The sequence below is a fragment of the Bordetella sp. genome (assembly GCF_057362025.1).
On record NZ_JBMQQZ010000039.1, the window covers coordinates 33,588 to 47,228 of the forward strand.

The window sequence follows — 13,641 nt, forward strand, 5'->3', positions numbered from 1 at the left end:
GATCGTTGACGACGCCCCCCTGGCGTGACGATAGGCCGGCCGGTCAAGCGTCGGGTTCGGGGCTTCCTCCCAATTGGAAACGCTCGAAAGGGTCCAGGGCTTCTTCGATCGCCGCCTTATCGCCCGCGCGGCGCTTCTTCAGCCAGGTCCATTGCTTGACGACCAGCTTTCCCGCCTGCCGGTCCGCCTTCAGGTCGATGGCGGCGACGACCTCGTCGCCCATGAGCACCGGCAGCGCGAAATAGCCCAGCACGCGCCTGGCTGGCGGCACATAGGCTTCGAAACGATGCTCGTAGCCGAAGAAGTGTTGCAACCGCTTGCGTTGGATCACCAGGGGGTCGAAGGGCGACAGAATGTGGACAAGCGGTGCGCCTTCGCGCGCCGGCGGCGTCTCCAGAGCCGAAGGCTCGGCCCAGTGCTGAAAGCCGTCATGGCCGTCGATATGGACGGGCACCAGCCGCTTGCGACGGATACGGGCGGCGATCAGTTCGGCCACCGGGGCCTTCATCGCCGCATTGCCGTAGCAGATCGAGTCCAGGCTGGCCATGCCCTGCGCGCGGATCGCGCGGTCCAGCAGATACTGCGCGAACTGCGCCTGCGAGGCCGCCCGGGGACGTGGAGGCCAGCCGAAATGGCGGGGTGCCAGCTCGTAGGTCTTGACCATGCCGGCGCGCCGGCTGATGGTCAGGTCGCCGATCAAAAAGCCCAGGCGCAGGGCCCGCTTGGACGGCTTGCGGCTGTCCCAGGGGTGGGTCTTTTCGACGAGCGCTTCATCGATATCGCGGATCGAAAGCGCCCCTTCCTTGCGTATCCGCTTCAGCAGGGCGGCATAGTCGGCGTCGGCGACGGTCGTGAACGCGGTGCGCGGGCCGGCGCGATGCTGCGCCATGGCGGGCATGAAATAGCGGTAGTCCGCCGTCGGCACATACGACAGCGCATGCGTCCAGTATTCGAAGACCGATTTGTCGACGGATTGCGTCCGTTCCAGGTCGGCACGCGCGTAATCCGGTATGCGGGTGTGAAGGATGTGATGATGGCTGCGCTCGATCACATGGATGGTATCGATCTGCACATAGCCCAGGTGCTCGACCGCCTTGCGGGTGGCGCCCGGGCCGGCGCCGAAGGGCGCCACCCGGTCCAGGCACTGGGCGCGCAGCCATATGGCCCGTGCGTGGGCGGGCGCGACAGCGAAGGACGGTTTGCTCAAGGGAACTCCGGTCATGCTGTTGACGGCAAGGGCCATGCGCGCCCACGGGCGCCGCGATTGCGCGTTTCATTCCGCGCAATCGCGCCCCGGCCGATGCCGCCGCCTATTTCGCCGGTGCAGAAGTCGCGACCAATTGCGCGAAATCCTTGTCCAGGCGGCCCAGCGCATCGTCGATATGCGCACGGTGCTCCTTGATCCAGTCGGCCTGGGCGGACAGCCGCTCACGCGCTTCCTTGAGCATACGCTCCATTTCCGCCGGTTGCGGTCCGCCCGACGTCGCGCGATTCCTGACGATGGCGACGGGATCCAGCGACGAACGGAACTCCGCTTCGCTCATGGGAAGCTCCTGCGGATACTTGCTGCCCTTTACGACGTCGGCATAGATACGCTTGGCGTCCGCGTAGGGAAAGTCCAGCGGCTTGATATCTTTCTGCCGGGCATACTCCACCACTTCGGATGCGAAATGGTGGCCTTCGCGGAAAGGCAGCTTGTACTTGCGCATCAACAGATCGGCCAGTTCCTGTGAAGCCGTCCAGTCGCTGTTCAGCTCTTCCAGCGCGCGGTCCGGGTTGATGACCAGCGCTTTCATCACGCGGTCCCATTTCTTCAGGACCTTGATGGCGCTGTCCACCATCGCCGAGTTCTGCGCGACGTCCTTGGGGTCGGGCATGCCCGGTGTGATGTTGTGGGTCTGGATGATGGGTCCCATGGCCAGCGTGACGGCCGTCGATGCATCGCTGCGCGTCGAGTTCAGCAGGCCGGGGTTGCGCTTTTGCGGCATGGCGCTGGACACGTAGGTATTGCCGCCGCCTTCCTGCAGCAGGATCCACGGCCGCGATTGCGCGTACTGCGTCATGATGTCTTCGATGAAGTTGCCCGTGTGCAGCGCGATGCTGGTGACGATGGAGGACACTTCCACCGGCTCGTCCATGGAGGAAATCTGCGAAGCGTCATAGGCGTTATCCACCAGTTTGGCGAAGCCAAGGTAGTCCGCCATGCGCTTGCGGTCCAGCGGCCAGCTGGTGCCGTTCAATACCGTGGTGCCCATCGGCGAGCGGTCCACCCGGGCGTAGGCTTCGCGGATGCGTTGCGCATCGCGATCCAGGGCTGCGGCGTGGCCCAACAGGTAATGGCCATAGCTGTTGGGTTGTGCGGCCACGCCGTTCGTATAGTTGGGAACGATGGTATTGACGTGCTTGGCGGCCAGGTTCACCAGCGTGGTCGACGTCGCGTTCAGCTGTTCGGCGAGTTCCAGCAGTTTGTCGCGCAGGATGGCCGCGCGATAGGTGGCGTGCATGTCCTGGCTGGAGCGTCCCGCGTGCAACAGCGTCACATCCAGGCCGCCGGCCTTGATCAGCAAGGGTTCGAACGTAATGACGGTGGAAGGACGCTTGCCGCCTGGCTGGTTGCCGTCCTGGATGACCTTGGCGACGGCGGCCGCCAGGCGCGGTGCCATGGATTTGTCCAGCAGGCCTTCGTCGGTGTTGATGACGGCGGTCGCCTTGTTGATTTCGCCCAGCCAGAAGAACTCGTCGCGTCCGGGGTCCTTGGTCAGTTTTCCGCTGGCGGCCGGCTGTGCCGGCGCGCTGCCTTGGGCGGTGGTGGCCGGTTGCGCCGGCGCGGCGGTTTGGGGCAACGCGGAAGCGCCAGGCTGAGGGGAAGGCGCCGCGCCGGCTGGCGTGGCGTTGGTGGCCGGTGCGCCCTGGGCGGCGGCTATCGCACTGCAGCAGGCAAGCGCGATGGCAAGACAGGTCGGGGCGTAGCGTTGCCTCATGGGGAGTCTCCTTTTTGGTCGGGCTTCATTCTAGCGAAGTCCCTTCTTATTGCTACACCCCCATGCGCAGGGATTGCCGCCCCGGTGTCCGACAGCACCGGCGCCTACAGTATCCCTTCCTCGGCATACGGCTGGTTGGCCTCGATGCGTTCGTATCCCAGGCGGGAGAGGTCGATGGTCCGGAAGCGCCCGTGCACGATCAGTTCCGCGATGCCGCGGCCGGCAGCCGGCGCGTGCATCATGCCGTGCCCGGAGAAACCGGCGACGGTCAGCAGGTTGGGCATGCGGCTCCAGCGTCCGATGACGGGATTGCCGTCCAGTTCGTTCTGTTCGTAAAGACCCGACCACGTACGATGGCATCTGGCCGCTTCGAAAGGAGGGAAGCGGTGGGCGACCGCGGGCCAGACGACGGATTCGAAGTAATCGTGATCGACGTCGAAGTTGTAGCCGCGCGCCGCGTCGCCGGCCACGAGCCCTCCGGAGAATCCCTTGCCTTCCGAACGGAATGCCAGCCGGGCGACATCCTTGACATAGGGTAGCGGTTCGACGGGACTGCCCGCGGTGAAATAGTGTTCGAAGCGCCGCAAGGGCGAAATCGGAAGGTCCATGCCGAAAAAGCGGGCGACGTCCCCGCTCCAGGCTCCGGCGGCATTGACGAAGCTGTCCGCCCGCAGGACCGCGCCGCTTTGCAGGCGTAGGGATGTGGCCTTGACGCGGTCGGCATCGGTGCCGATGACGCGGTCCTGGATGTATTGGGCACCCAGCTCCGTCGCCTTGCGGCGAAATCCCCACAGCAAGCCATGGGGATCGCACCAGCCATCCAGGGGGGTGAGCGCGCCGACGCCGAGATCGTCGACGTTCATGGAGGGAAAGCGCCTCTTCAGTTCTGCTGGTGTCAGCAGGTCTACGGTGCAACCGTGCGCCTGCTGGCGCCTGGCATTGCGTTCCAGCGCGGCGGCATGCCCGGGCGGGACGATGAACAGGTACCCGCCCTGGACCCAATCGACGTTCGCCGGCTGCGTGGCGGTGGCCATGGTGCGTTCGAAGGACTTGATGAAGTCGATGCTGAAAAGCGACATGGCGATGTTTTCCGGGCAGGTGAACTGCACCCGGCAGCCCCCGGAGGCCCTGAGTGCCGACGCGAACTCGTAGGTCGGGTCGGGCTCGATCACGCAGACGGAGATGCCGGGAGCGGCCTGCTTGAGGAAATAGGCCGTACTGGAACCGACGATGCCACCACCGATGATGGCAACGTCATAACGGGGGTGTTCGGCGAGCGTCATCTTTTCATCCTGTGACGGAGACCCGCCTATCATGCCACTGCCGCCGGGATCCCGGCAGCCGGAGCTTACCCTGCGCCGCCGCGGCGACCGCGGTGTCAGGGCATGGCGTGCGCGTGCGAAACGCTACGCGCCGGTACTGAAAGAATCGCCTCGACGGTCAGCCCGAGGGCGAGCAACTGGCGGTCGGCATGCGGAGCGCCGTCGATTTCGATCCCGACCGCGTGGCCCTGCGCCGTATATCCCGCCGGCATGGCCAGGCCCGGCAGGCCCGCGTTGCTGGCGGGCAGCGTATTGCGCAGGTAGGCGTAGTTGGCGGATACCGGCTGTTCGTTCAACGCGACGATGCCTTGGGCCGACGTCAACCTGCCCGCCACGGCGATGGTGGTGGGCAGTAGGATGCCGTCCAGCTTGTGCTGGCAGAACTGCTCCAGGAACATGCGGCGCAGCGCGGGCCTGTGCGTGCGGAGGGCAGCTTCGTACAGGCCGGCGGACACCCGGTGCGGCGATCGCGGGCCGATGAAGTTGTCGATCAGGGCGCGGACATCGTCGCCGGCGGCATCGCGCGTCAGTTGGGGCATGGTCACGCCCGTTTCGTGGATGCACAGGTAGCGCTCCATGGCAGGCCAGAACTCCGCGAAGCCGATGGCCGTGCCGGTGGCTTCGCTGAGCGCTCCCAGCCCCGGCATGCGCAGTTCGATCAGCTGCACGCCGCTTTCTTCCAGTCGCCGCAGCGCGGCATGCACCGCCTGCCGGACTTCGGTGTCGAGTCCCTCGAAGTAGAAGTCCGGGACCACCCCCAGGCGTATGCGTTCCGGCCTGGCCGCCACGACGGGACGCTGGGAGCCGGTGATGACCTGATCCAGCAAGGCCACATCCGCCACGGTGCGCGCCATCGGGCCCGCCGTATCGCGCGTGGGACTGACGGGGGTCACGCCTTCACCGGGATATCGCCCGACGGTGGGGCGTAGTCCCACGATGCCGTTCAAGGCTGCCGGAATGCGGATCGATCCCGCCGTATCGGTGCCGATGGCCGCGTAGGCCAGCCCCAGCGCCACTGCGACGGCGCTGCCACCGCTGGAGCCGCCGGCCAACCGCGACGGATCGCGCGCATTGCGCACGTTGCCGAAGTGCGCGTTGTGCGAGGTGACGCCCAGGGAAAGTTCATGCATATTCGTTTTGCCGACGAACAGCGCGCCTGCCTGGCGCAAGCGATGGATGACCGCCGCATCGCGCGTGGGCCGGAAGTGTTTCAGACCCGGTGTGCCCGCGGTGTTGGCGAAGCCCGCCACGTGGACATTGTCCTTCACCGCGATGGGCACGCCCTGCAGCGATACGGGCGCCGGCGTGCCGGTCGCCGCGCCGGCGCCCGCCTGTTCCAGCACGACGTCGTACGCGGAGGAAATGAACGCGCCGAAGCCCTGGCATTGCGCGTGGCGCCGGCGTGCCGAATCGAGCAGGTCGTATGTGTTTATGGCGCGGCGACGCAGAGCGGCGACCGCCTGGGTAAGCGTGAAGTCCGCGACATCCGAGGGCAGCGATGCGGCACGGAACGGCAATGGCACGATGTTTTTCCTTCAAGCAAGGCGTTTGCGAAGCGCGAGATAAAGCGCGAAATTGGCCATGCCGAAACCCAGCATGACGTAGCCGAACGCGGCGGGCCGATGCCCGGTCAGCGGACCGATCGCCTGGGCGGCCAGCGCCGCGCAGGAAAGCTGCAGGAAGCCCGCCAGCCCGGATGCGCTGGCTGCATGCCCCGGCACGGCTCCGACGGCGGCGGCCGTGCCCAGCGGCAGCAGGAAACCATTCGCGAAGGTCAGTGCGGATACGCCGGCCAGCAAAAGGACGGTGGACGCGGGCAGCAGGGCCAGTCCCGCGCCCAGCGCCAGCCCCGCCCCCAGGAACAGGCAGCAGCCGTGGCGGTATAGCGCCGCGCTGCCGATACGCGGGGCGTACGCCCGCGCGACGGTATTGCCGACGACATACGCGATCGACAGGCTGATGTAGGCGTAGCCCAGCCCGCTTGCCGGCACGTCCTGCGCCAGCAACAGGAAGGCCGACTCCGACAAATACGCGAAATAGGCAGCCTGCGATACCGCTATGACGGCGGTATTCAACCGAAAGGCCGGTGCCCGCAGCAGGCTGAGATAGCCTTCGAGCGTGCGCTGCGCCCAGCCGCCGGATGCCACAGGCCGCGGCGGGCTTTCGGGTAGCATCGCGTGGGCCAGGAGCGCCAGTCCCGCCCCGAATGCCGCGGTGAACAGAAAGCATGCCTGCCAGCCCAGCGACGCATACAGCAGCTGGCCCAGAACGGGCGCCAGCGCGGGCGACATACCCACCGCGATGGAAACGCCCAGGAAAAAATTGCGCAGGCTGTCGCCCTGGTGGAAATCCGCCGCGATGGCGCGGCCGACCACGATGGCGCCACAGGCGCCGGCGGCCTGCAGGGCCCGCCAGACAAGCACGGTGTCGAAGTCGTCCGTATAGGGAATCGCCAGCGATGCAATGGCATACGCAGCCAGCGACGACAGCAGCGGGACGCGCCGGCCGATCGCATCCGACAGCGGGCCGTGGACCAGCTGGCCGACGGCCATGGCGTACAGGAACACGCTGAACATTGCCTGGATGTCCGTGGCGCTGCGTTCGTAGACCCGCGATAGGGCGGGAACGGCAGGCAGGAAGATGTCCGTGGCGAGGAAACCGCACACGGACGTCAGTGCGACCAGCAGGGAAAGATGGCGTGGGGGCGCCACAGCGGTCCCGCTAGGCCATGGCATGAACCTTCCTCTGCATCGAACGCTGAATCGCCGCCTCGATCAAGGCGGCTACCGCTGCGGCGGTGGGTGCCTGGTACACGGTGTAGTGATCGGCCGCGACGTCCTGGACGTGCAGCCATTTCAACAGTGCGGGCCACCCTTGCAGGCTGTCGCGGGTATTTCCCGTACATCGGATGAAGAGCGACTGGCCTTCGAAGATTTCCGTGGGCTCGTGCGTTTCGGACGCCTGGTTGTTGGCGATCCACATCGCCAGTCCCTGCTCGACATCGCGCAGCGTGGCGCCCGCCGGCAGATGACCTCCGCGGATGCCCAGGTCCAGCAGCCGCAGATTGCGCCTGCCCACCGGCATGGCGCCGAGCTCGCCGCGGGAAGGCGCTTGCGGGCCGCCGTTGACGAGCTTGCGCGCATAGCTGGCGATGAAGTCCAGCGTATCGGCGCCGGTGGGGCGGCTGATGTAGGTGTCCAGCAGGACCAGCAACGCGGGCTCGATACCCAGCGACTGCAGGTGAACGGCCATTTCATAGGCGACGTTGCCGCCGAAACTGTAGCCGCACAGAACGACCGGTCCATCCGGCTGCTGCGCCAGCACCTCTTGCGCATAGCGTCGGGCCATGCGCCGCATGTCCGTTTCGTAGGTGCCGGCATCGTCCAGCGGTTCGCAGGCGATGCCGTAGGATTCCATCGCGGTGGCGGATTGCGCGATGTCCCGGTAGCACCAGATACCGCCGCCGGCCGGGTGCACGAACCACACCCGCTGCGCGCCGGCAGGCCCCCCGAGCCTGGCCCCGCTGGCGGGCAAGGGACGCGTGCCCGTATCCAGGACGGCGGCTTCGACCATCCGCGTCAAGGCCCCCAGCGTGGGTTGCGCGAACAGGGCGCCGGCGGAGAGTTTCAAATCGAAGTCGCGGTTCAGCGTGGCGATCAACTGCATGGCCAGCAACGAATGGCCGCCGGCGCGGAAGAAATGGCTGTCGTCGCCGCCGTCCAACGGCAGCAGCCCGGACCAGGCGGCCCGCACGCGCGCCGCCACGTCGCCCGGGACGGACGGGGATTGCGTGGCCTGGGCGCTACCGTCGGCGGCAGGTTCGCGCGTGGTCGCGGCGGGCACCGGCCGCGTCGACCGCAAGGTGCTCAGCAGGCGCACGGCGGCTCGATCGCGCTTGCCGTTCGGAAGCGCGGGAAAGGAATCCAGCCGCGTATACAGGAGCGGCTGCATGAAAGCGGGCAGGGCCGCGGCCATGGAGGCGCGCGCGGCCGCCTCGTTCCAGTCCGCCGCCGCGATGTCCAGGAAAACCTCGATCTGCTGTGCTTCGTTGACGATGGCAACGGCCGCTCGCAGCGCCGCGATGGACCGCAGCAGCGCATGCTCGATTTCTTCCGGCTCCACGCGCAGCCCGCGCAGTTTTACCTGATTGTCCGTGCGCCCGAGGAACACATAGTCCCCGCGAGGATCGCGCCTGACCCTATCGCCCGATCGATACGTGCGCCCTCCGGTCGGCGAAATGCCGAAGCGGGCCGCCGTGAGTTCGGGCTGGCCGTGGTAGCCGATGGCGACGCCGGGCCCATCGATGATGAGTTCTCCCGATCCGTCTGCCGCGTCGGCGTCGATGTGGAAAGAGGTGCCCGGCAACGGTCGCCCCAGCGGAACGGGATCCCGCGTATCGGTGTCGCCCGGCCTGCACGCATGATAGGCGCATTGCACGGTCGCTTCGGTGGGCCCGTACAGGTTGATGACCGGGATGGGCAGGTGCGCCTGGATTCGCGTCACCAGTTGGCGCGGCAAGGGCTCGCCGCCGCTGAAAAGCAGCCGCAGGGTGGCCAGGTCGCGCAGCGCCTCCGGCTCGGCCAGGGCCTGCAGCATGGCCGGTACGGCCTGCAGCAACGTGGCACCGTGGCGGCGTGCCGCCTGCGCGATGGCGTCGGGCGTGTTGTCGGCGATGACCATGGTGGCGCCGACCATCAACGGCGCAAGATACTCCCAGACCGAAGCGTCGAAAGCGGTGGGTGTCTTGTGCAGGAAAACGTCTTCCGCGCAGCACGCGAATTCGCGTATGAACCAGTTCATCTGGTAGGCCAGGGCATCGCGGGATACCGCCACGCCCTTGGGCCGGCCGGTGGACCCGGAGGTATACAGCAGGTAGCCGGGGCATGCGCCGTCGACCGGCTCGCCGGGGAGCCGCGCCGGCGCGGTGCCAGGCGCGGCCAGTTCGTCGATCGGGAGGGCGTTGCACGGACTCAGGTGGCGGGTGGCGCCGTCGCAGATCACATGTCGCGCTCCGCTATCGGCGATGTACAGCGCGAGGCGTTCCTCGGGGTAGGCGGGATCCAGCGGCAGGTAGGCGGCGCCGCACTTCAGTATGCCCAGCATCGCGATGACCCATTCGATGGAGCGGTCCAGTGCGATGCCGACCGTGGTGCCCGGGCCGGCCCCGTGGGCGTGCAGGCGCGCGGCCACTCGTTCGGCGGCAAGCCGCAGTTCAGCGTACGAACATGTGCGACCGCGATGCAGGATGGCGGGGCGCGCCGCCATGGCGCGCGAAGCGAGGTCGAAGTGATCGAGAGGAGTAGGCGTGCGCATGGCGGACCTCTTTTCAGCCGTTGACGATGCGGGGCCGGTCGTCGGCCAGATATTTCGCGTGCTGTGCGAGCGAACGCACATTGACTGTCTTCATCAGCCACCGATTGCGCTGGGCTTCGGGGTCGCGCACGAAGCCGACGTCCTTGTTGTGCAGGCAATCGTTGTTGGCGGCGCCCACCAGATCGCCCGGCAGGATCTGCACCCGCTTCTTCAGCTTGTGCAGGGCCGCGATAAGCACGTCGACCGCGCGGTTGGCGCGCGGGGTCAGGCCGCGCGTGCGGTTCTCGAAGAAGCGGATATCCGTGGGAGTGGCGCCGCCCAGCACCGGGTGGAAGTCGGCTTCGCCCAGCCTGACCTTGCTGTTGTGCATCGTCAGGTCGTCATACGGCGTATGGAATTCATCGCGCTGCAGATCGGCGCGGATCTCATCGCCCACTTCGGCCAGCAGGTCCTTGTTGCGGACGTAGGACGTATAGATCTGGTTGTGCGGCGAAGCCCGCAGGCCCAGGATGTTGACCCAGTCCGGGCGGACGAAATGATTGGCCAGGTCCTTGTGGAAGTAGATCGGATCGATCGCCTTCTGGGACTGCGTCTGCGCCAGGCTTTTCTTGGGATGAATGTCCTGGAAGATGTCGCCATCGTTGACGTTGGCGTAGCCGATCGGCTCCTGGCCCATCAGCCGGGCATACAGCAGCAGGAAGGCTTCCGCGACATAGGTCGTCTTGCGGGCGCGCTTGTCGCCGACAGGGTCGTCGAAGTCCAGGTAGGGGAGGTCGGGGTCTATCGGGCAATTTCGCAGCACGACGTAGGGATCCTCGTAGCTGTCGGCATTGCGCCGCCTGGCGCAACAGTCCAGGAAAGCCGCGGGCACCCGGCCTTCGCGGATCACGGCATCGACGTGCGCTTCAAAATCGCTGTAGCGCACGTAGGGATTGGCCTCGATCGCCATCAGCGCGCGTTGCAGACGCGTGGAGTCCTCGGGGGTGAAGCAAAAATCGACGGGTAGTTCCATCATGGGCAGACCTCATGCGGCGGGATTACCGGATGGGGGCATCCGGTTTGGCCGCGGCAGAGTAGGAGACGCTTCGCGCCCGGCCTGGCTAGGCCGTGGAATATCGGACCTGATTACCCAGACCCTTCCAAATCCAGGACTAATCCCGGGTCGATGGACATCGGCCCTATCAGAGGTATCCCAAGTTTTCGCCTGCGGCTACACGAGGCTACGATTCTGTACGGTTAAGTCCGCTTCATACCGTGCCCTGCAACGCCAGCCGTTGCAGGCATTCCATATCGAAGATCTCCACGCATCGCACGACCTCGTCGTAGAAACCGGTGTATCGCGGATATGCCGCGCGGGTCTCGACAACCCAGTTTTCGATTTCGGACAATTCGCCGTCGCGGGCGAGCCGCGACAGCACCAGGCGCAAGGCCAGCGGCGGCGCTTCCAACTGCGGCGTGGTCGTGGCCTGCGCGGGGGCCCGCTCTATCTGGCGGGTAGATACCACGGAGGGATCGGCCAGTGTGACGGGGATCGTCAACGAGAACCGGTTGCCGCTTTCCGGCGAGCTGTCCAAGTGCACGGTGCCGCCCATGCTCTGGACGATGCGTTCGACTATGAACAGGCCCAGGCCCGTGCCGGATTCGCGCCGATGAAGCTGCTTGAACGCGACGAAGATTCCGGCCTGGTCGTGCGCCGGGATGGGCGGCCCGTCATTGAAGACGCTTACATGCAGATCGGCCTGGCGGCCCGCGCGGCGGCGTACCTGCGCATCCAGCCGCACGACGCCGTTGGCGGTGAACTTGGAGGCATTGCTCAGCAGATTCAGCACAGCCTGCCGTAGCCGCTTGCCGTCCACCCATACGGCAGCGGGCAACGTGGGAGCGGGCAGGTATTCGAATGTGTTGCGCTGGTCCGTGCACAAGGCGATCCCGAAGTGTGCCAGTTCTTCCATCAGCCCGGGCAGGCGCGTTTCCTCCGGCCGCACGGCGAAGGGTTGCAGCTCGGACTTGCTGTAGGCGAGAACCTCTTCGATCAAACCGAATTGATGGCTGATGCTGCGCTCGATGATGTCGAGATGGCCCTGCTGCGCCGGCGCGGCGGCTTGCCGCAGCAGGCGGATATAGCCGCTGATGATGGCGAGCGGCGCGCGCAGGTCATGGCCGACATAGCTGAGGATAATCGCCTGGCGCTCGGCGTCACTCGCGGCGGATGCGGAGATCGTTTCGGTGGTGGGCAGTGGCGCGGGAGTAAGCGGCCGGGATCCGGCCGCAGGAACAGACTGCCTGGAAAAATTCTCTGCGGAAACCGGCGGCGAAGACACATGCTGCGAGGAATCGGGGTGTGAGGAGACAGCCTGGGAAAAAGCGGGCCGCGAGGAATGAGCCTGTGATGAAAGAGGGGCCGGCGATTCGGGCTGAGGGAATACGGACTGGTCCTGGTCTTCCCCCTGTGTGAGAGAGCGCGCCGGCTGTTCATCGGCCGACGAGATATTCCGGGACGATGGCAAGGTCGTCGGCGCCAGACGGGCACGCGGCCGGTGCATGGCGAGCATCCGGGACTGTTGCGATCGCCCTAATTGGCGTGCAGCCCACAGCGCCAGGACGGCAAGGTTGGCGATCGTCACCAGCAGCGCGAGGGTAGGCGAGCCCCCACCCAGAATGAAGGAAATCGGGACCAGCGGCGTGTCCAGCAGAGGGCCGGTGGTCCTGATCATGGCATCGGCGACGGTGAGCAGGGCAGAGGTGCATAGCAGCGCGGCAGTCGGAAGGGCATGCCGCGCCAACGCCGGGGATGGCGACCTGCGAGCCCTGACCACCAGCAGGACAGCGGAGCCCGCCATGCATGCACCGAATGCGCAGGACAAGACCTGGAACAGCCCGACGGTAGCGGGTACCGGTAGCAACGCGCCATGGGCGGGTACGAGCATGGCGAGCAGCAATCCCGTGCACAACGCTACCACCACCGCGGTGTAGACGGGCGAGCCGGGTACCGGTAGCAGTTCGCGCCGGCTCGCGCCGCGGACGAATAGCGCATAGAGCGCCAGGCAGGCGAAGTCCAGTGCCAGCTCCACGCGATAGCCCCACGTGGCGCCCAGCGGCCACAGCAATTGCTGCAAATACGCGCGAGCTGCGGCTTCGCGCATAAGCGCCGCGGCGGTGATGCCCGCTATCCATAGGAACGGAGGGCGCCGGGCCATGATCCCGATGACCAGCATGCACCAGACGAGGGCGCCGGCCGCGCCGGCCAGGATGCCGTCGGTGCTGCTTGTTATGGTTCCCGCGTTGGAATAAAGACGCGATGTATACAGTATCGGATACAGTCGGGAAGGAGTACGGCTTTTGATTTTTATCCAAACCCGCACCGACTCGCCCGGCGCCATGTCGAGCATTAGGGTAGGAAAGCGGCCCAGGTCGTCCTGTTCGAGAATCGGGACAAGCGTACCGGCGCGCCCGTGCCGGATCTGGTTGCGATGCTCCAGGTAGAAGCCGACGTTCTCCAGGTTGGGTGGCCCGGCTACCAGCACCAGGCGACGCGATAGCTCGGACGCGTTCGTTATTGCGGTTTGCAGCCACCACGTTGAATCCGGATGCCGGTCGGTTCGGACGCCGGTTTCCACTGTGTGAAAAACACCGGGTTCGTCCGCCGCGAGTTTTCGAATCTGGTCGAAATCGAGCCTCCCGGTGCGGTCTTCGTAGATCTGTGCAGCGGGCAGCAGGGGCTGCGCGAATTCCGGCTCGCCAGGTAGCACCAGCGCGCTGGCGGCGGCCGGCACCCATATGCCGAACCACAACGCGAACAGCAGCGTGCCATTGACAAAGCGTGTTTTGAGTGACCGCATCCGGGTGGCCTGTGCGTCGAGGTGACGCGTTACGCAATCACGTTGTGTCGGGCCCTTAATTGCTTATTCGAAGGCACGACACCATTAGGAGGACAGGTTAACGCGCAATACTGCAATAAATCGTCGGGATACGCCAGTTGTACTTCCCCTCGCGCGCCGGTGGCGCGGTGGGGAGCCGTTGGAACG

Annotated in this window: 8 protein-coding genes; all 8 read right to left on the reverse strand. The window is 66.1% G+C overall.

Annotated features, from left to right (window positions below):
* Positions 1 to 43: 43 nt before the first annotated feature.
* Positions 44 to 1,207, reverse strand: coding sequence for a winged helix-turn-helix domain-containing protein (locus ACO1P8_RS08890; protein ID WP_486295522.1), 1,164 nt, complete (start codon positions 1,205 to 1,207; stop codon positions 44 to 46).
* A 103-nt stretch (positions 1,208 to 1,310) separates the two neighbouring features.
* On the reverse strand, positions 1,311 to 2,981 hold the full coding sequence (locus ACO1P8_RS08895; protein ID WP_486295523.1) for an argininosuccinate lyase: 1,671 nt from the start codon (positions 2,979 to 2,981) through the stop codon (positions 1,311 to 1,313).
* Positions 2,982 to 3,085: 104 nt separating this feature from the next.
* A complete protein-coding gene (locus ACO1P8_RS08900) occupies positions 3,086 to 4,264 on the reverse strand; it encodes an NAD(P)/FAD-dependent oxidoreductase (RefSeq protein WP_486295524.1) in 1,179 nt (392 codons plus the stop codon).
* 95 nt (positions 4,265 to 4,359) lie between these two features.
* Positions 4,360 to 5,826: an amidase family protein gene (locus tag ACO1P8_RS08905; RefSeq protein ID WP_486295525.1), complete on the reverse strand. Its 1,467-nt coding sequence runs from the start codon at positions 5,824 to 5,826 to the stop codon at positions 4,360 to 4,362.
* A 12-nt stretch (positions 5,827 to 5,838) separates the two neighbouring features.
* Positions 5,839 to 7,038: an MFS transporter gene (locus ACO1P8_RS08910; RefSeq protein ID WP_486295526.1), complete on the reverse strand. Its 1,200-nt coding sequence runs from the start codon at positions 7,036 to 7,038 to the stop codon at positions 5,839 to 5,841.
* The gene (locus ACO1P8_RS08915; protein WP_486295527.1) at positions 7,025 to 9,616 is read right to left on the reverse strand and encodes an amino acid adenylation domain-containing protein; all 2,592 of its coding nucleotides are present in this window, start codon (positions 9,614 to 9,616) and stop codon (positions 7,025 to 7,027) included. The genes ACO1P8_RS08910 and ACO1P8_RS08915 overlap by 14 nt, the downstream gene beginning before the upstream one ends.
* Positions 9,617 to 9,629: 13 nt before the next feature.
* Positions 9,630 to 10,631, reverse strand: a complete 1,002-nt coding sequence (locus tag ACO1P8_RS08920; RefSeq protein ID WP_486295528.1) for a hypothetical protein — start codon at positions 10,629 to 10,631, stop codon at positions 9,630 to 9,632.
* Positions 10,632 to 10,863: 232 nt separating this feature from the next.
* Complete coding sequence (locus ACO1P8_RS08925) at positions 10,864 to 13,455, reverse strand: ATP-binding protein (RefSeq protein WP_486295529.1); 2,592 nt, start codon at positions 13,453 to 13,455, stop codon at positions 10,864 to 10,866.
* Positions 13,456 to 13,641 lie beyond the last annotated feature (186 nt).

Coding starts and splice junctions, on each gene's coding strand:
- ACO1P8_RS08895 (WP_486295523.1), bottom strand. CDS start 2,981: ATGAGGCAACGCTACGCCCCGACCTGTCTTGCCATCGCGCTTGCCTGC.
- ACO1P8_RS08900 (WP_486295524.1), bottom strand. CDS start 4,264: ATGACGCTCGCCGAACACCCCCGTTATGACGTTGCCATCATCGGTGGT.
- ACO1P8_RS08910 (WP_486295526.1), bottom strand. CDS start 7,038: ATGCCATGGCCTAGCGGGACCGCTGTGGCGCCCCCACGCCATCTTTCC.
- ACO1P8_RS08915 (WP_486295527.1), bottom strand. CDS start 9,616: ATGCGCACGCCTACTCCTCTCGATCACTTCGACCTCGCTTCGCGCGCC.
- ACO1P8_RS08920 (WP_486295528.1), bottom strand. CDS start 10,631: ATGATGGAACTACCCGTCGATTTTTGCTTCACCCCCGAGGACTCCACG.
- ACO1P8_RS08925 (WP_486295529.1), bottom strand. CDS start 13,455: ATGCGGTCACTCAAAACACGCTTTGTCAATGGCACGCTGCTGTTCGCG.